The sequence below is a fragment of the Streptosporangium sp. NPDC000239 genome (assembly GCF_040300765.1).
Classification (GTDB): Bacteria; Actinomycetota; Actinomycetes; order Streptosporangiales; family Streptosporangiaceae; genus Streptosporangium.
Genome location: NZ_JBEPEI010000016.1, coordinates 119,536 through 136,156, shown reverse-complemented (window position 1 = coordinate 136,156; position 16,621 = coordinate 119,536). Strand labels below are relative to the sequence as shown.

Sequence of the window (16,621 nt, the reverse complement as noted above, 5' to 3'; positions counted from 1 at the left end):
CCCCGGGACCGGAGAACCGGAGGAACGAATGCCTTCTTCCCCCGACAAACCGGATGCGCCGCAGCGGATCGCCGCGCGGGTCGAACTGCTGCGCTCCGACGTCCGAAGACTCGCCGACTGCGCCGAGCGCCTGCGCAGGATCGAGGCGGAGCTTGAGGAGGGCGGTGCGGCACCGCCGTGGCTGCGCGAGTCGGTACGGGCCCACCTCGACGCGTGCGCGGTGGCCGCGGCCGACCTGACGGAGGCGGAGGCCAGACTGAGCCGCTACGCCGAACGACTCGGCGGCTGACCGCCCGAGGCGGCGGTGGGGGCTCGGTAGGCGGTGAAGGCCGGGCGCGGGGCGAGGTGTTTGGTACGGCGTGGCGGTGGGGGTTCGGCCTGGCGGGAAACGTCTGGCGCCGTGGGAGGTGTCTGGTACGGCGGTGAAGGCCGGGCGTGGCGTTTGGTACGGCGCCCGGCGCCGGGGGAGAGACGCCGGGCGCCGGGGTCAGGACGCCTCGTGGATGGCCTGGGCCGCCTTGAGCCCGGACTCCAGGGCTCCTTCGATCCAGGCGTGCCACAGCGAGCAGTGCTCACCGGCGAAGTGCACGCGACCCTCGGGGGCGATGATCGCGTCGTGCAGACTCGTCTGCTGGTGCGGCTCGAACAGGGCGAAGGCCCCCGCCGCGTAGGGGTCGTCGTACCAGGCGTGCGTCACGCCGAACTCGATGTGGTCGTGGATCTCGGGGTGGATCTTGGCGACGTCCTCAAGCGCCTGCTCGACCCGCTTCTGCGGCGACATCGCGCCCCACCTCAGGGCGTCCTGCCCCCAGGTGTAGCTGGCCAGCAGGACCGAACGCTCCTCGTCGCGGGCGTTGTGCGAGGGGTAGCAGATGCGGCGGATCGGCAGGTCGGTGACCGTGGTGCCGCCGACGATGCCGTCCGTCCGCTCCCAGAACGGCCGCCGCACCTGGAAGAGGATCTTGGTGGAGGCGTTGTAGTTCAGCTCGCGGATGGCGCGCTGCTTGCGGCGCGAGAAGGCGGGCCTGACCTCCACGTCACGCAGCACCGAGAACGGGATCGTGCAGATGGCGTAGTCGCCGGTGAGCGTCGTCCTGCCGGAGGCCGTCCTGACGTGCAGGGTGACCGAGTGGTCGTCCTGCTCGATGGCGGTGACCTCGTGGCCGAACCGGATGTGGTTTCTCAGCTCCCGGTAGAAGGCCGTCGGCAGCAGGTCCGTGCCGCCCTCGATCTCCTGCATGTCCTCGAACGCCCGGCCGATGATCTCGCGGAACTGCTCGATGATCGCCGCGTTCAGGTTGGACTCCCTGAAGCTCATGACGCCGTACAGCTCGATGGCGCCCTCGGAGAAGCCGCGCTCGCGCAGGAACCCGCGGATGGAGTAGCGGTCGTACTCGGCGCAGATGCGGTCGAGCGCGGCCTCGCCCTCCTGGGCGTACAGGTCGTGGATCTCCTGGGTGGCGGTGCGCCACAGGTCCTCGTAGGTGCGGCCACGCTCGTGCTCGGCGAGCTCGAAGTCGATGATGCCGGGGTTCTCGTTCAGCTCCCTGACGGTGGTCCTGACGCCCTGGATGTAGGCGAGGGTGTTCGGATTTCCCATCACGAAGGGCCGTAGGGTGAGCCCGAACCGCTCGCAGTAGGCCAGGGTGAGGTCGTGCACGCGCGGGATGCGCATCGCTCCGGCCTCGGCGTACAGACCGGGGGCGAAGTCCCGCAGGGTGAGGACCCGTCCGCCGACCCGCTGCTGGGCCTCCAGGACGACGGGCTCGTGCCCCTGGCGCATCAGCTCGTAGGCGGCGACGAGGCCGGCCATCCCGCCGCCGATGACCAGCACCCGCTTGCGCGGCGTGCCGCCTGAGGTCAGGCCGTGCTCGGCGGTCGCGACCAGGGCGGCGGGGACTCGCAGCTCGTGACTCGGTCTCGGGGCTCCCGCCTCGATCAGCTCTTCGGGCGTCGCCGTACCCAGGACCGGCGGTTTGTTGGTGTTCAGAGCTTCACACCCCCTATGTTCACGTAAAGCGACAGTAATATCGCTGCCAGTAATCTCACCTGCTGGGGAGAACGTCAAGACCACCCGGAACATCCATCACGCGAAGGAGCAACGGAGTCATCTCCAAATGAGAGCCGTACGGCTTGGCGGGCGGAACGTATCCCTCGGAGGCGTTCGCGGTGAGGCTGGACGGTGTCGTCCGTGGAGCGTGAGGAGTCCTGAACATGAGGGTCTATGTGTCCATCGACATGGAGGGCGTCGCCGGGATCGCGACCATGGACCAGGTGGTCAGAGGCGGACACGGCTACCCCGCCGCGCAGCGCCTGATGACCGCCGAGGCCAACGCCGCCATCGCGGGAGCCTTCGACGCCGGTGCGGAGAGCGTCCTGGTCAACGACAGTCACGGCACCATGGACAACCTCATCCACGAGGACCTCGACCCCAGGGCCAGGCTCATCTTCGGCTCCCCCAAACTCGACTGCATGGCCGAGGGGATCAGCGAGGAACACGACGTGGCGCTCTTCCTCGGCTACCACGCGGCGGCCGGTGAACCGGGCGTGCTCGCGCACACCTACTCCTCGTACTTCACCGAGGTCCGCCTCAACGGTCTCGTCGTCTCCGAGGCCGAGGTCAACGCGCTGCGGGCCGCCGCGGTCGGTGTGCCGGTCGGGCTCGTCACCGGTGACGACGTCATCTGCGCCACCATCAGGGACCGGCTGCCCGGCGCGCGGACCGTCGAGGTGAAGGCCGCGCACGGCTACTTCGCCGCGGACAGCCTCTCGCCGACCGTGGCGCGCGAGCGCATCAGGGCGGCCGCGGCCGAGACGGTCGAGAAGGCCGGGGAACTGCCGACCATCCAGGTGCCCGACGAACTACACCTGGAGATCGACATGCCGAGCGCGGCGGCGGCGGAACAGGGCGCGATGATCCCCGGGATGACCCGCACCGGCGACCGTACGGTCGCCGGCGGCCTGTCCAGCCCCCGGGAGGTGCTGGGGGTCGTCAACGTCTGCTACCAACTCGCCGCGGCCACGGCGAGGGCGCGCTCGATCTTGTTCGATAGGTGACTTTTGCGCTGCCTGGCGGCGTCGCGGGCTTGGGCGCTTTCGGGTCGGCGCTTTCCCTCGTCACTCCGTCGCTGCGCTCCTGCGTTCCTCAGTCCAAGCACCGACGCGCCCAAGCCGGACACTCCTCACACACGGCACCGGTACCCCAAACCCAAGCCCCTCCCTCATCGACGAGTCCAGCCAGGTTCTCTTGTGATGTGAGTTTGGCGTTCCGCCGTTTCAGAGTGGGCTGTGCTGATTCCATGTCGAGCCACGCACGCTCTCGGTAGGCTCCCCGCGTCCCAGCGGAGACCAGGGAGGCCGATGTGGCGCAGGAGATTGAGGTCAAGTACCGCGTGCGTGACCTCGTGGCCTTGGAGGAGGCGTTGGCCCGGCGCGGAGTGATTCTCTCTCCTCCGGTACGGCAGGACGACCAGGCGTATGCCGAGAACGGCTGGACCTACGAGCAGAGCAAGATCGGCGTGACGTTCGCCCGGTTGCGCACCCAGCACGGACGACACCTGTTCACGATCAAACGACCACTGGACAACGCGATGGCCTGCCTTGAGCACGAGACCGAGGTGGCCGATCGGGAGCAGATGCACCACGCCATCGTCGCGATGGGTTTCCACCCCACCGTCCGCATCGTGAAGACCCGTAGGAGCGCGACGCTCAACGGGGTGGCGATCTGCGTGGACGAGGTCGAGCACGCCGGAGTGTTCGTCGAGTTCGAACGTACGGCGAACGACCAGGAACCCGGCACCGCCGTACAGGATGAGCTGGACGCCTTCGCTCGTTCCCTCGGCATCGAGTTGGAACGTACGAGGGACACCTACGACTCGTTGGTACGTGCCGCCCTGGCCCTGACTTAGAACAGCTGGTGAGAAGGCCCCGGTTCTCTTCGGAGGCCGGGGCCGTACTCGTTTTATGTGGCTGTCGGTTCGGACCAACCATGTATGCCGATGCCAGTGCCGGTGCGGTAGAGCCTGACCCCGGCGGCGGTGTACGGCACGGTGTTACTCGGCAGGACGTCAGCGGGCACCCATTCGACCTTGGCGCACTTGTTCGGTTCGGCGTTGACCACCTCCCCGTCCCAGGCATCCGTGGCGAAGAAGAACCCGACCCGTGGCCGACCTTCGGGAGACAGGTGGTGGACCACGGTGGCGGGCCGTAGATGGCCAGGGTCGATGGTGACGCCGACCTCCTCGCGGGCTTCACGGATCGCGCAGTCGACGACTGTCTCACCGGGGTCGAGATGGCCGGAGGGTAGGCAGTACAGCCCGTCGGCGTACCCAGTGCCCTGCCGAAGGGACAGCAGAACATGACCGTCGCGTTCGAGGATCACATGAACATCCACGGTGACCTGCTGGCGCTGCGTCGTCATGGCGGCAGGAGCCTTTCCCGAGGCGGGTCTGACGCCCGTGACAATAGCTCAAGGATGTGGCCGGTGAGAGTCGCAGCGGCGTCTTGCGATGATTGGTGCCCTGTGTCGATTCGGTGGAAAACGTATCCATCGACAGCCAAGGTGTCGGCAAGGTCCTCGTACAGGGCGACTTCGGCGGTGCTGGAGCCTTCGTGCTCGAATCGTGAGTGCGCTCCTCTCACGCTGAGTCGCTCCTCCAGAACGGCGGAAGCGGCTGTGACCAGAACTGCCAGACCAGGCCGGTCGGCCAGGGCGTTGAGGTGGCGGATGTAATCCAGCGGGACGCCGTCGCGACTCTGGAGAACATAGGAGGAGGGCACGTATCGGTCGCACACCACCACCTCGCCTCTGGCCAGTGCCGGCCGAATCTCGGTCTCAAGGTGGTGGTAGCGGTCGGCGGCCACCAGGCAGGCCAGCGCAGGGCCGGAAAATGTCGCTGTCTGCCGACGGGCGATCTCGCCGAGAGGCCCGCCGGACGGCTCGCGGGTGGCCAGCGCGGAGACGCCCACAGCCGCGAGTTGCTCAGCGACCAACTGGGTCAAGGTGGACTTTCCGGCCCCGCCGGGGCCGTCGAGGGTGACGAACAAGCTCATGCAACCCTCCGAGAGTGCTGGGCGCGTGCGAGATCGGCCAGATGACGGTGAATCTCCTCCTCGGTGGCCTCCCCGAACTGGAGCCGCGAGGAGAAGTTGAACTCGTCCCGGCCGCGCAGAGCCGCGTCTTCGGCGCCGAGGTCCACGGGCGCGTAGTCGAGGAGTTGCTCGGTGGCGTAGCGGCCGGTGGCCATCAACCGCTCCCACTCAGGGGTGCCAGGGTAGGGGCGAAACTGAAACACCGACGCACGGAACGCTCCGGCCTGACCGTCGGTGAGATCCCACAGTCTGTGGATCAGGCCGACGGTCTCGGCCAGCTCGACACGGGTCTCGGTGGGGAAACCGAGAATGAAGTAGCCCTTCACCTTGATGCCGCGGATGGTGAGACGGCGGACAACGTTGAGGACCATCTCCTGAGTAATGCGCTTGTCGATGTGGGCCAGCATCCGTTCCGAGCCGGATTCGATGCCAAGGGCGACCTCGCGCAGCCCACACGCGGCGAGCAGATCGAGTGTCTTGTCCGGTGCACGGTGGAGCACGTTGATACGGCCAGTGGCGTCCCAAACCGCCCATTCGCTCACCTTCTCGGCGGCGAACGCGGCCGTCATCTGGTCGATCACACGGCGGGCGCCGAGGAACAGGTCGTCAACGAACCGGAACGCCGTCACGCCCTGACCATCACGGAGCTGGTGCATCTCGCCGAGGATTCCGTACGGCTCGCGTACTCGGATCGTCACATCCGGGTTAGCGCTGACCGCCGCGCCGCAGAACGAGCAGTCGTAGGGGCAGCCACGCGCCCCGACCATGTTCGCCTCAATACGGCCGTCTTCGGCCCGGTAGGGGTCCTGGGCAAGGTAGGCGCGATCGACAAACGGAAGTGTGTTGATGTCCGGTGCCAGGTGATGGTTGCTACCGGGGCTACCGCCAGTGACCGGAGCGCCCAGAACGGGATCACACCACATGACTCCGGGCAGGCCGGTCCGGTTTCGGTGGTTGGCCAGCAATTCCGCAACGCGAGTCTCGGCCTCGCCGATGACCAGGGCGTCGCAACGGGCCATCCGGGGATCGGCGAGGATTCGCTGCGGCATGGCTTTGGCATGGTGACCCCCCACCATGATGCGGATGTGCGGGTCGAGGGCGGCGGCGATGGTCGCGCTGATCTCGTAGGTAGGGGCTAACAGGTTGAATCCGACCCAGCGAGGCGCAGCCTGGTTGATCAGGCTGACGGTGTCAGCGATCGGCAGGCCCGCTGCCTCGGCGTCCAGAACGCCGACCGTGAAGCCTTGAGAGGCGGCGTAGGTGGCGATGTAGGCCATGCCCAGCACGGGCAAGGTGTAGTCGTTGACGCGGGGCCGGAGGGAGTAGTCCCGCAGCGGAGCGTTGACGAGCAGCAGGTCAAGTTGCGCAGGTGTGGTTCCTAAGTCAGTGGTGCGTGCTCCCTTGATCAACTTGTGCATGGTGATCTCCCCAGGCGAGTGTGAGGACAGTGAGTACGGACAGGTGCGGTCCGGCCAGACGCCGCCAGGTAGCAGCGAAGCCGGGCTCGTCGGTCGGCCACGCGGTGGCTGGATCAGCCAGCGCCGCCCAGGTGCGGACGGCCAGGTCGGCGTACGGGTACAGGGAGAAGTCGCCGGTCGCATCGGCGACAGCAGCCCCGGCGGTCCACGGCCCGATGCGCGGCACCGACTGCAAGGCTTTAACCAGGGCATCAGGGGCAAGCTGCGCCCATTCTGCGTGGTGGGTCAGGTAGGCGGAGGCTGCGGCCTGAAGTGGTCGGTGCTTGAAGGCCATGCCGAGTTCGGCGAAGTCCTCGGCACTGAGAGCGAGCGTCTGTTCCGGAGTCGGGATCAGCCAGGTACTTCCAGCAGCTTCACCTGCGGCGGCCCGAAACGCACGATGCATTTTGCGTGCCTGCCCAGCCCGGATGACCTGTCGGACGATGGCGGTTGCCAATGCCTCCCACAGATCGGGGTTGCGCACCCGCTCGACGCGACCGAGTCGGTGCAGGGAGGTGGCGAGTCCGACCGGTACCCGTCTGTCCAGCAGAGATACCGGGTCGTAGGAGTCGATGACGGGCGCGGAACCGTCTCCGCAGATCAGAGTGGCAATACGCTCGGATGAGCCGGTGAACGTCCACGTCCCTGTTGAGGTACGCAGCGCCCTGATCGGTGTACCGGTGTCAAGGTCCCAGGCGGGGTGGTCCAGCATGAGCCAGGTCATGACGTGGCCTTTCGGCTCGACGATCAACGATGTTCGCGCCACCGTACGCAGCCTCCGGTGCCGACGCGGGAAAACAGAAGAGTTGCTTCGGACATTCACGGCGGATCGCGCCCTTGATATGAGCATCACGTGTTCGTTCTCATGCGCCAACGGCTCCTGACCCGTGTAGCAGTGCGCGGACTTCGGACTCCAGGTAGCGGCGTTGTCTGCTGGGTGTGCGGACGGACGGGACCTTTCCGGTCAACGCCCAGCGGTTGACGGTCTTGGGGTCCACCCCGAAGATGCGGGCGACCTCGCCGGGGGTGAGGAGGCGGTCGGTGGCTCCGGTTTCGGTGCTGAAGGTGCCGTCGGGGCTGATGATGCTGGTCATGGGGATCCTTATGGCGTCAGGTGCGGATGATGTGGGTGATCCCGTCCTGGAGGCCCAGGGCTTGGGCCAGGCGGTGGACGGTGGTGCGGGCGAGGACGTCACGTGCTCCGGCGGCGTGCTGGGCCGGGGTGACCGGCTGGTAGCGGTAGGCCCACCACCGGGGCAGGCCCGGCATGTCCCGGGCCTCGTACCTCCAGCCGCGATGGATGGTGCCGAGCAGTTCGATCAGCCGCCGCTCATTCTCGGGATCGTGGCCGGTCACGAACGGTCCCTTCGTAGCCGGGCGGCGATCACCGGCCATGCGGGAACAGCCCGCATCGCGATCCACGGGACCGGCTCGACCCCGACCGGGACGGCCATGTCAGGAACCCTCCCGGCTCTCCGGAGGCGCCACGGGCGGTTTCAAGGACTCTCTCGGGGGTCGAGGTTCGATCTCGGTGCCCGGGAGGCCGGGGAGAGCTGTGGAAAGCAGGTCGAGCAATACGCTCAGCGGGTTCTTCACGGGACTCCTGTCCGTGACGGATGGCGACGGATGGCTTGGAGGGCGCCCGGCCGGCGAGGTTGCCTGGCCGGGCGCCCGAAGGGGCCGGTCACTCCGTTGTGACCGGCGCCGACGACCCCGCTTCCCCGATGCGTTCCGGAGCCGCCGAGGGGGTGCGGCCCAGGCCCCTCATGCCTGGGCCGCACGTTCACGAGGTACGGCGGGCAGGGGCGGGATGAGGGCCCCGCCCGTCGTACCGGCTTGTCAGGCCGCGTTCCGGCGATGGCGCCGGGGGCGGTACGGCGCGACGGCGGGCACCTGGGAGTGGTTACCGCCGCGCCGGGTCGAGTGAAGGGGAAGCGCCCGCCAGGCGAGGGCCGTCTCCGCCTCGCGCATCCGCTCCTGAAGCCCTTCGGGGCTGACGTCGGAGATGATCAGCGGTTCGGGCGTCGGCCAGATCGCGATGGCGTAGAAGCGGCGCTGTCCAAGGCTGTAGAGCACGCTCCACCACTGGCAGGAACGGTCCAGTCGTTCCGCTTCGGAACGGGCCGGGCCGTCCCACAGGCGCCGGTACACCCTCGTGAACGGCTGCCCGTCGCGGTGCCGTCCGCAGCGGCGAGACCGCCTGATCACAACGCCACCTGCCCGGCGGCCTGACGGGCGATCTCCTCATGGCGGGTGATGACGGCCTGGATGTCGTCGAAGGTGTCAGCGTCCAGGTCCGGTTCGGCACCGGCCCGCCGCGCCTCGACGGGGAAGGGCTTCTGCCGGAAGGCCCAGAACCGGCCCGCGTCACTGATGAGCAGGCGCCAGCCCGGGATGGTCGGTGAAGGCCCAGCGGCCTTACCATCGTTCACGATCGCACCTCTTTTGCGATCAGGGACCCCGTACGGCCTGCCAGCCTGCGGGGTTCCGCTTTACACGGCCCTTGCTGGTGCCATAGTTGAAGTCGCTGGGAGTGTGGGGCAAGACACACTGCGTTGCATCGGCGCAGGTGCAACGCGTGCAACGGATCGCGAGGGCGAACGTGACCGGACAATCGACTCCGAACACCTCGACGGGCTGGCAGGAGTTCGGCCGTGCCCTGCGGATCCGGCGAGAACATCACGGACTGAGCCTGCGTGACCTCGCTGAGCAGATCCGGTGGAACTACTCCCTGATCAGCAAATGGGAGCAGGGAAAGAACCGCCCGCCCGTCGAGGCCGTCAAGGCCCTCGACGCCGAACTCGGCGCCGGAGGTGAACTCATGGCGCAAGCGCTTCACGCGGCGATGACTGACGCCGATCAGGCGCGGAAGGGTACCGTCGAGGCAAAGGCCTCAACGCGGGATGAGGATGAAGACATGGAGCGCAGACGACTTATGCGGGACGCCGCTGTCGTCGCCGTCGGCGGCGCGGTGGCGCCCGCGCTGGCCGCGCTGACGGACGCCTGGCAGGTATCCCAACCCTCCATCTCCGGGGCGAGCGTGTCACAGGCGATGATCGACGACTGGGAAGACGCCGCCGACGTACACGCCAAAGCCGCCCGCGTCGAATCGCCCGCCGTCGTCCTTGCCGCCCTCGCTGCCGACTTCGCCGAGATGGCTCCCCATCTCGCTCGCAATCAGCCCGATGCGGTACGGCGAGACCTCGCCCACGCCGCTGCCCGGCACACCGCCTTGATCGCCGGTAAGTGGACCGACATGGGCAATCGCAGGCAGGCCCATCGGTGGTGGAGCACAACCCGGACGCTTATCGACGAATCCGGTGATCGGTTGCTTGCCTCCTGGTTGCGAAGCCGCGAGGCGATCCACAGGCGCAGCGATCCGGCCGAGGATCTCGCCGAGGTCCTCAAGCTCTCTCAGGAGGCTCGTCGGCTGGCCGGTTCGCAGCCAAGCGCTCCGCTTGTGGCGGCCTTAACCACTGAGGCGAAGACGCTGGCGGCAATGGGTTCTCACGCGGACGCGATCAACACGCTGCAAGAAGCTGAGAGGGCGTTTGACCAGCTCCCGGCAGCGTCTGGCGCTTTTCGCAGCCTCAGCGAGCGTGGGCTGTGGTTCGATCGAAGCCTGATCTACACCCTCGCAAGTGATGTGAGGAACGCTACCCAGGCGCAGGATGCCGCCGAAGCCCTGTATCCGGTGAACGATCAAACCTCGCCTCGAATTCGATTGCACCGTGTCGCGCTGCACGCCCGAACTGATCCAGAGAACGCCGCGCATGAAGCTCTCCGGATCGTTGACGGCCTTCCTTCCGGACGCTGGATGACCCGCTATACGACGGACACGCATCTCGTTCTCGGCGCCCTGCCGGAGCATGCTCGAACTCTGCCCGTTGCCCGCGAACTGCGCGCGCTGACAGTCAACCGGTCGGCCTGAGCTGCAATCAGACGACGGTCCTGCCTCTTTGCTCCGCCTGGCGGCGTCGCGGGCTGCGCCTTTTGCTCCGCCTGCGGCGGCGCGGGCTTGGGCGCCCTGAGTCGGTGTCTTCCCTCGTCGTTCGTCCGCTTCGCTCCCTCACTCCTCAGTCCAGACACCGACGCGCCCAAGCCGACACCCCTCACGCACGGCACCGGTAAAGCACAAGCCGACACCCCTCGCGCACGGCATCGGGGAAGCTCCGGCGCCGGGCGTCTGAGCCTTAGGACAGGCGGCCCACGTGGGCCAGGGCCTGCTTGAGGAGGGTGCCGTGGCCGCCCTGCATCTCCTGTTGGACGAGGGGGGAGGCCGCCTCCTCGGGGGTGAACCAGACCAGGTCCAGGGCGTCCTGCCTGGGGCGGCAGTCCCCGGCAACCGGGACGACGTAGGCGAGGGAGACCGCGTGCTGCCGGGGGTCGTGGTAGGGCGTGACACCCGGCGTCGGGAAGTACTCGGCGATCGTGAAGGGCTGCGGTGAGGCGGGTACGCGCGGCAGCGCCACCGGGCCGAGATCCTTCTCCAGGTGGCGCATGAGCGCGTCGCGGACCCGTTCGTGCAGGAGCACACGACCGGAGACGAGGGCACGGCTGACCGTGCCGTCGGCTCCGATGCGCAGCAGCAGGCCGACGTGCGTGACCACCCCCGTGTCGTCCACCCGGACGGGGACGGCGTCGACGTAGAGGATCGGCATCCGGGCGCGAGCGGCCTCAAGCTCGTCGGGAGAGAGCCATCCGGGCGCGGTATCGGTCATTTCGGTCATTGGTCGATCGTACTTCGCGGTCAGCGCGTGGACACGCAGGCGCCCTGGGGCGTGGCGAACCGGATATGCCCAGGTCATGTGGGACATGTCCGAGGCTGGTAGAGCGTACGGGATGTCTCCAAGGGGGTACGGCTGATGCCTCGGAGGCGCAGGAGGCGTTCGAAGGGGGTTCAGGGGTGTCCCTGGGCTTCGGTAAGCCCGGCCAGCCATCCTCTCGCCTCGGGGCCGCTGGCGAGGAGGTCGGACGCCTGTGCTCCGTGCCCGGTCACCAGCAGGCAGAAGTCCTCGGCGGCGCCGACGATCTTCTGCCGGGACTCGGTGGGGCCGTAGTCCCACAGGGCTCCCGAGGGGGCGGTGAGGAACACGTGCAGGCCGGGGCCGGGCGGGGCCCAGCCGGTGGGGCGGTAGCGGGCGCTTTCGGGCAGCAGCCCGAACTCGATCGCGTGCCTGACCCGGTCCGTCCGCTTCCTGCTCAGCCCGAGCGCGTCCGCGATGTCCTGGTCGTGGCGGAACAACTCGGTCATCGCGGCGCCCGCGAGCGCGGCGGCCTCCAGCGGGCCGCCCAGCCACGGCACCGTACGGTCCGGCGGGAGGGCGGCCAGGACGGCGGCGGTGTTCTCGCGTTCGGTGTGCCAGCGGGGGAACAGCGCCCCCGGCGGTTCGAGCAGGTAGCCGGACAGCGACGCGCGCAGCCTCGCCTCCAGGTCGAACCTGGGCTGCGTGGTCAGCGCGGTGAACGCCACCGGGTCCGAGGCCGCCAGGCCGATCAGCCGGTAGAGGGCGGCGAGGTGGGCGATCTGGTGCCCGACCGTCCAGCCGGGTACGGCGGTCGGCGTCGCCCACCCGTCGGCGTCGAGATCGACGACCGTCCGGTCGAGCTCCTCGGCCTCGGCGTGCAGGTCATCGGTCACGTCCCTCAGGTCGCTCATGACGGGGTCCTCATCGGTTCTGGGGGTCGGGGAAGGTTGTCGCGGTGATCCAGAACCCTCATCGGTTCCGGGAGCGGGCATCCGGCAGGCTCCTGGTGGCGGCCGCCGACGGCCTTCGGCATGGCTTTCGGTGGGGTTTTCAGCGGAGCTTACGACATGGCTTTCGGCGGGGAACGGGGTCAGGGGACGATCTCCATCTGCGCCATCATTCCGCCGACCGAGTGTTCGAGCATGTGGCAGTGGTAGAGGTATCGGCCGAGGAAGTCGCCGAAGGTGACCTGGATTCTGACCGAGGCGCCCGCGGGCACCAGGACGGTGTCCTTCAGCCCCGACTCGCCGGGCAGCGGCGGGGCGCCGTCGCGGTCCAGGATCCTGAACTGCACCAGGTGCAGGTGAAGGTTGTGGTCGAGGGACACGTCGGTGTCGAGGTTGGTGATGCGCCAGATCTCCGTGCTTCCTCGTTTGACGCGGGCGTCCACCCGGTTGGGGTCGAAGACCTGGTCATTGATGTAGGCGGCACCGCGGACCATGTCCACCTTGAGGGTGATCTCCCGGTCCGTCCGTCCGCTGCCGAGGGCGGGCAGCGGCGGCAGGGGGCGCAGCACGTCGGGTACCCGGCTGTCGTCCGCCGCCCTGGTGACCACGTCGAAGCGCAGGACCGGGCCGCTGACGTCGTTCAGCACGACCTGTTCGCCGACCCTGCGGGGGCCGAAGTCGACGACCACCTCGGCCCGTTCGCCGGGGGAGAGCACCACGACCTCCCGCCGCACCGGCGCGGGTAACAGGCCACCGTCCGAGCCGATCTGCGTCATCGTCATGTCACGGTCGAGGCTCAGGTGGAAGGTCCGGAAGTTGGACACGTTGAGCAGCCGGAACCGGTACCTGCGCGCCGCCACCGGGAAGTACGGCCGCGGCCGTCCGTTGGCCAGCAGCGTCGTGCGGTTCGGCGTGTCCTCGGGGGCGTAGATCAGGGAGCCGTCGGGGGCGAAGTGGGCGTCGGTGAGCATGATCGGCACGTCGTGGTCCCTGGAGGGCAGCCGCAGGCGCCTCTCGTCCCGGCCCTCGACCAGGTAGAAGCCGTGCATGCCCCGGTAGACGTGTTCGGCCTCCATGTGGTGGGTGTGGTCGTGGTACCAGAGCGTCGCCCCCGGCTGGGCGTTCGGGTACTCGTAGAACCGTGACCGGCCGGGTTCGATGAGGTCCATCGGATAACCGTCGCTGTCGGCCGCGACGTGCCCGCCGTGCAGGTGGGTGTTGACGGCCCGGTCGAGGCCGTTGCGGTAACGCACGACGACCCGCCGCCCCTGCCTGACGCGCAGGGTCGGGCCGACGAAGGCGCCGCCGTACCCGAGGACCTCGGTGCGCACGCCGGGCAGCATCTCCACCCGGGAGGCGCGGATGTCCTGGTGGTAGACGTCCACGTCGCGGTAGGAGGCGACCGGGGTGAGCACGCGGGGCACGGGCATCCGCACCCGGAACGGGGCCGGGTCCGAGCCCCGGGTGGGCGTCGCGCCGTGGGTCATGTGCGTCCGCCGGTGGGTGCCGAGGCCCGCGTCGGCCATGGCGGGGGAGGCCTCCTGCCTGGGCAGCAGCAGTGTCCCGCCGACCATGCCGCCGAGCGTGAGGCCTCCGGCCGTCAGCAGGCGTCGTCTGTTCAGCATCTTCTCCCCAATCGGGTCATACCGGTTCCACCCGGGCGTCTCACGGATTGCTGTGGGCCGTCGCACCGGGGGCGATGTCGTCGCGGAACAGCCCGGTGGGATCGACCCTGGCCCTGACCCGGTCGACGGCCTCGACCCGCTCGGGACTCAGGTGGCGCTGGGGCTGGGAGAGGCTCTCCACGAACGAGGGCGCGGTCAGGCCGGTGTCCCACGGCCGTAGTACGGCCCGCGTCCGCGCGCAGTGGCCGACGAGGGCCTCCGGGGTGAGGTCGCCGAAGGGCACGCCCCCGCCCATGTAGGCGAAGCTCGCGTCGAGGCGGTCGAGCGCCCCGCCCTCCCGTTCCGGTACGGCCAGCGCCCCGCCGAGCTGGCGCAGTTCGGCGTTGGTCAGCGGCGACCCCGGCCCGGCGATCCGCAGGAACTCCCCGGCCGCCTCCTCGGGCAGGTCGTCCAGCAGCATGTGGTCGCCGAAGATGGGGAACGGCTCGGTGGGGTCCATGTGGGTCAGCGTCGCCTGGCGGGGCGGGGCCGTACCCCAGGTGTCGAGGATCGGCGGGGCGAGCGCGCGCAGCGGGCCGAGGAGGTCCTCGGCGACCGCCTCGTCCCCGGGTCCGCCGAGCACGACGCCGTCGACGCAGAGCACGCTCCGCCCGCGCAACGGCTCCGGGACCTCGGGCAGCGGCGGCAGGTTCATCAGCCGCAGCGTCGTGGTCGCCTCACGCGGCGCCTTGCGCGTCCAGTCCAGCCACAGCGGCAGCAGCCGCTCGGCGTGTACGGCGGGCCAGTACGCGGCGCCGGTGACCACCCGTTCCAGGGGGAACAGGTCGAACTCGACGGCGGTGACGACGCCGAACCCGCCCCCGCCGCCGCGCAGCGCCCACAGCAGCTCGGGATCGGAGGAGGCGTCGGCCCTGCGCGGTTCGCCGTCCGCGGTGACCAGTTCGACCGCCCTGACGGAGTTGGCGGCCAGCCCGGTGTGCCGTCCGTAGAGGCTCACCCCGCCGCGCAGCAGGTAGCCGACGACGCCGACGAGCGGGGAGGAGCCGTGCGGGGCGGCCAGGCCGTACGGCTCGGCGGCCTCGACGACCTGACCCCAGCGCGTCCCCGCGGGCACCCGGGCGACGCGGGCCGCGGAGTCGATCTCGACGCCGCCGGACAGTTCGGTCCTGAGCAGCAGCGCCTCGCCCATCGGGCGGGCGGTGGCCGAGCCGTGGCCGGTCGAGTGCACCCGGACCCGCAGGTTCTCCGCAACGGCGTGGGCGAGCGCGGCCCTGATCCCCGCGACGTCGCGCACCGTCGCCGCGACGGCGGGTTCGGCGGGCGCGGCCAGGTTGAAGACCCGCGTCGCCTCCGCGTAGCCCGCCTCGCCCCGGCGAGCGAGGCGGGCCTCAGGAGCGGTCATGGCGCGGTGAAGTGGACGCGGGTGAACTCGCGGTTCGCCACGGTCGGCAGGAAGACCGCGAACCCGGCGTGGCTGTGCAGCATGGACATGTCCCGCCACACCCGTTCGAGGCGTTCGCCCTGGCGGACCGAGCTGGACCCGGCCGTCGGGAACAGGTAGCTCTCCACCGCCGTCCAGCACAGCCGGATCGTGTGGCGGCAGATCGTGGTGATCCGCAGGTCCTGTTCCCTGGTGAACGCCTCGGGGCCGAGCGCGCACAGTTCCTGCCACTGCCTGATCGCGCCCTGCACCCCGGCCTCGGCCGCGGCGATCATGCCGGCGGCCTCGGCGTACCAGAACTGGTAGTCGGGGTCCTCGGCGCGGCCGACGACGGGCGGCAGCAGCGTTTTCCTCGACCGCATCAGCTCGCCGTAGACGTCGAGGGCGCCCTGGGCGATGCCGACGGCCAGCGACGCGATCTCCAGGACCATGTAGCTGAGCGGGCCGCCGCCGTACTGGGGGTTGCCGTGCAGCTCACGGCCCGGGGTCCCGCCGGCGACGGTCGCCTCGCTCAGGTGTGTGCCGGGCAGCGCGAAGGAGGCCGGGATGCGGCCGTTCTCCATGGTGACGCTGTGCGACCCGCTGCCCTTGAGGCCGAGCTGCCGCCCCCAGTCGTCGACGAGGCGCCACTGGTCACGTGGGGCGATGAACAGCATGGGCGCGGGGGGCCCGTCGCCGGTCTGGGCCAGGGCGTGGCCGATGAAGTGCGTCGCGTACGGCGCGCCCGAGCAGTAGTTCCAGGTGCCGTTGAGCACCCACCCCCCGTCGGCGGCCGGTACGGCGGAGCCGCTGGGCACGATCGTCGCCGGGCAGACGAAGTCGCCGTCCCGGAAGATCTCGGCCTGCGCCTCCTCGCCGAAGAGCGTGGCGGCGGCGATGGCGTGGGTGGCGCCCAGGCAGTACATCCAGGCCGTCGAAGGGCAGCCACGGGCGAGCGTCGTCACCACCCGCATGAAGGTGTCGATCCCGAACTCGTAGCCGCCGTAGCGGCGGGGCACCAGGATGCGGTGGAAACCGGCCCTGGCGAACTCCTCGTGCGTCCGCCGGGAGTAGTGGGTGCGCTGCTCGGTCTCCGCCTGGAGGCCGACCAGCGTGGGCGCGATCGCCTCGGCCCTGGCCAGCACCTCGTTCGGGGTGAGGCCGGGCTCGGGCGGAGCCGGGAAGCCCTGTCCCGGGGCGTTCGTGACGGCCGTCATCGCTGATCGGCTCCTTCCGTTCTGGGGTCTCGGCCCGGGGGCGGCGGGTCCTGGGGTCTCGGCCCTGGGGCGGTGAGTTCCGGGGTAGCGGGTTCTGGGGCGGTGGGCTCTGGCGG

18 protein-coding genes are annotated in these 16,621 nt (G+C 69.4%); 4 read left to right on the top strand and 14 right to left on the bottom strand.

Translation table 11 applies throughout. From position 1 onward, the window contains the following. The first annotated feature begins 28 nt into the window (after positions 1-28). Positions 29-289, top strand: coding sequence for a hypothetical protein (locus ABT340_RS31345; RefSeq protein WP_352014471.1), 261 nt, complete (start codon positions 29-31; stop codon positions 287-289). 198 nt (positions 290-487) lie between these two features. Here ABT340_RS31345 and ABT340_RS31340 read toward each other — a convergent pair whose 3' ends face one another. After that, entirely contained in the window at positions 488-2,074 is a 1,587-nt protein-coding gene (locus ABT340_RS31340; protein ID WP_352014470.1) for a flavin monoamine oxidase family protein, read from the bottom strand. A gap of 140 nt (positions 2,075-2,214) precedes the next feature. On the opposite strand from ABT340_RS31340, the gene ABT340_RS31335 reads away from it, so the two are divergent. Further along, positions 2,215-3,057 (top strand): M55 family metallopeptidase, encoded by an 843-nt coding sequence (locus tag ABT340_RS31335; RefSeq protein ID WP_352014469.1) that lies wholly within the window; start codon positions 2,215-2,217, stop codon positions 3,055-3,057. A gap of 305 nt (positions 3,058-3,362) precedes the next feature. Next, positions 3,363-3,908 carry a class IV adenylate cyclase gene (cyaB, locus tag ABT340_RS31330; RefSeq protein ID WP_352014468.1) on the top strand — a complete coding sequence of 182 codons (546 nt, stop codon included), beginning with the start codon at positions 3,363-3,365 and terminating at the stop codon, positions 3,906-3,908. Between the two features lie 53 nt (positions 3,909-3,961). Here the strand turns inward: cyaB and ABT340_RS31325 are convergent, their stop codons facing one another. From ABT340_RS31325 to ABT340_RS31290, 8 genes are all read right to left on the bottom strand, one after another. Next, complete coding sequence (locus tag ABT340_RS31325) at positions 3,962-4,420, bottom strand: NUDIX hydrolase (RefSeq protein WP_352014467.1); 459 nt, start codon at positions 4,418-4,420, stop codon at positions 3,962-3,964. Then, complete coding sequence (gene tmk / locus ABT340_RS31320; protein ID WP_352014466.1) at positions 4,417-5,052, bottom strand: dTMP kinase; 636 nt, start codon at positions 5,050-5,052, stop codon at positions 4,417-4,419. The genes ABT340_RS31325 and tmk overlap by 4 nt, the downstream gene beginning before the upstream one ends. Continuing rightward, complete coding sequence (locus ABT340_RS31315; protein ID WP_352014465.1) at positions 5,049-6,509, bottom strand: B12-binding domain-containing radical SAM protein; 1,461 nt, start codon at positions 6,507-6,509, stop codon at positions 5,049-5,051. Before ABT340_RS31315 ends, tmk begins: the two co-directional genes overlap by 4 nt. Beyond that, positions 6,475-7,314 (bottom strand): DNA glycosylase family protein, encoded by an 840-nt coding sequence (locus ABT340_RS31310; RefSeq protein WP_352014464.1) that lies wholly within the window; start codon positions 7,312-7,314, stop codon positions 6,475-6,477. Before ABT340_RS31310 ends, ABT340_RS31315 begins: the two co-directional genes overlap by 35 nt. A 97-nt stretch (positions 7,315-7,411) precedes the next feature. After that, entirely contained in the window at positions 7,412-7,642 is a 231-nt protein-coding gene (locus tag ABT340_RS31305) for a helix-turn-helix domain-containing protein (RefSeq protein ID WP_352014463.1), read from the bottom strand. A gap of 16 nt (positions 7,643-7,658) precedes the next feature. Further along, entirely contained in the window at positions 7,659-7,904 is a 246-nt protein-coding gene (locus ABT340_RS31300) for a hypothetical protein (RefSeq protein ID WP_352014462.1), read from the bottom strand. Positions 7,905-8,387: 483 nt separating this feature from the next. Further along, positions 8,388-8,756, bottom strand: a complete 369-nt coding sequence (locus ABT340_RS31295; protein WP_352014461.1) for a hypothetical protein — start codon at positions 8,754-8,756, stop codon at positions 8,388-8,390. Beyond that, on the bottom strand, positions 8,753-8,980 hold the full coding sequence (locus ABT340_RS31290) for a hypothetical protein (protein ID WP_352014460.1): 228 nt from the start codon (positions 8,978-8,980) through the stop codon (positions 8,753-8,755). The genes ABT340_RS31295 and ABT340_RS31290 overlap by 4 nt, the downstream gene beginning before the upstream one ends. 146 nt (positions 8,981-9,126) lie before the next feature. On the opposite strand from ABT340_RS31290, the gene ABT340_RS31285 reads away from it, so the two are divergent. After that, complete coding sequence (locus ABT340_RS31285; RefSeq protein ID WP_352014459.1) at positions 9,127-10,479, top strand: helix-turn-helix domain-containing protein; 1,353 nt, start codon at positions 9,127-9,129, stop codon at positions 10,477-10,479. Positions 10,480-10,741: 262 nt separating this feature from the next. Here the strand turns inward: ABT340_RS31285 and ABT340_RS31280 are convergent, their stop codons facing one another. The 5 genes from ABT340_RS31280 to ABT340_RS31260 all read right to left on the bottom strand — a co-directional run bounded on the left by ABT340_RS31280 (position 10,742) and on the right by ABT340_RS31260 (position 16,505). After that, the gene (locus ABT340_RS31280) at positions 10,742-11,278 is read right to left on the bottom strand and encodes an NUDIX hydrolase family protein (RefSeq protein WP_352014458.1); all 537 of its coding nucleotides are present in this window, start codon (positions 11,276-11,278) and stop codon (positions 10,742-10,744) included. A 170-nt stretch (positions 11,279-11,448) separates the two neighbouring features. Continuing rightward, the gene (locus tag ABT340_RS31275; protein ID WP_352014457.1) at positions 11,449-12,207 is read right to left on the bottom strand and encodes a maleylpyruvate isomerase family mycothiol-dependent enzyme; all 759 of its coding nucleotides are present in this window, start codon (positions 12,205-12,207) and stop codon (positions 11,449-11,451) included. 179 nt (positions 12,208-12,386) lie between these two features. Beyond that, positions 12,387-13,868, bottom strand: a complete 1,482-nt coding sequence (locus tag ABT340_RS31270) for a multicopper oxidase family protein (RefSeq protein ID WP_352014456.1) — start codon at positions 13,866-13,868, stop codon at positions 12,387-12,389. Positions 13,869-13,908: 40 nt separating this feature from the next. Continuing rightward, positions 13,909-15,270, bottom strand: coding sequence for an FAD-binding oxidoreductase (locus ABT340_RS31265; RefSeq protein ID WP_352014455.1), 1,362 nt, complete (start codon positions 15,268-15,270; stop codon positions 13,909-13,911). Further along, positions 15,267-16,505, bottom strand: coding sequence for an acyl-CoA dehydrogenase family protein (locus ABT340_RS31260; protein WP_352014454.1), 1,239 nt, complete (start codon positions 16,503-16,505; stop codon positions 15,267-15,269). Before ABT340_RS31260 ends, ABT340_RS31265 begins: the two co-directional genes overlap by 4 nt. Between the last annotated feature and the right edge of the window lie 116 nt (positions 16,506-16,621).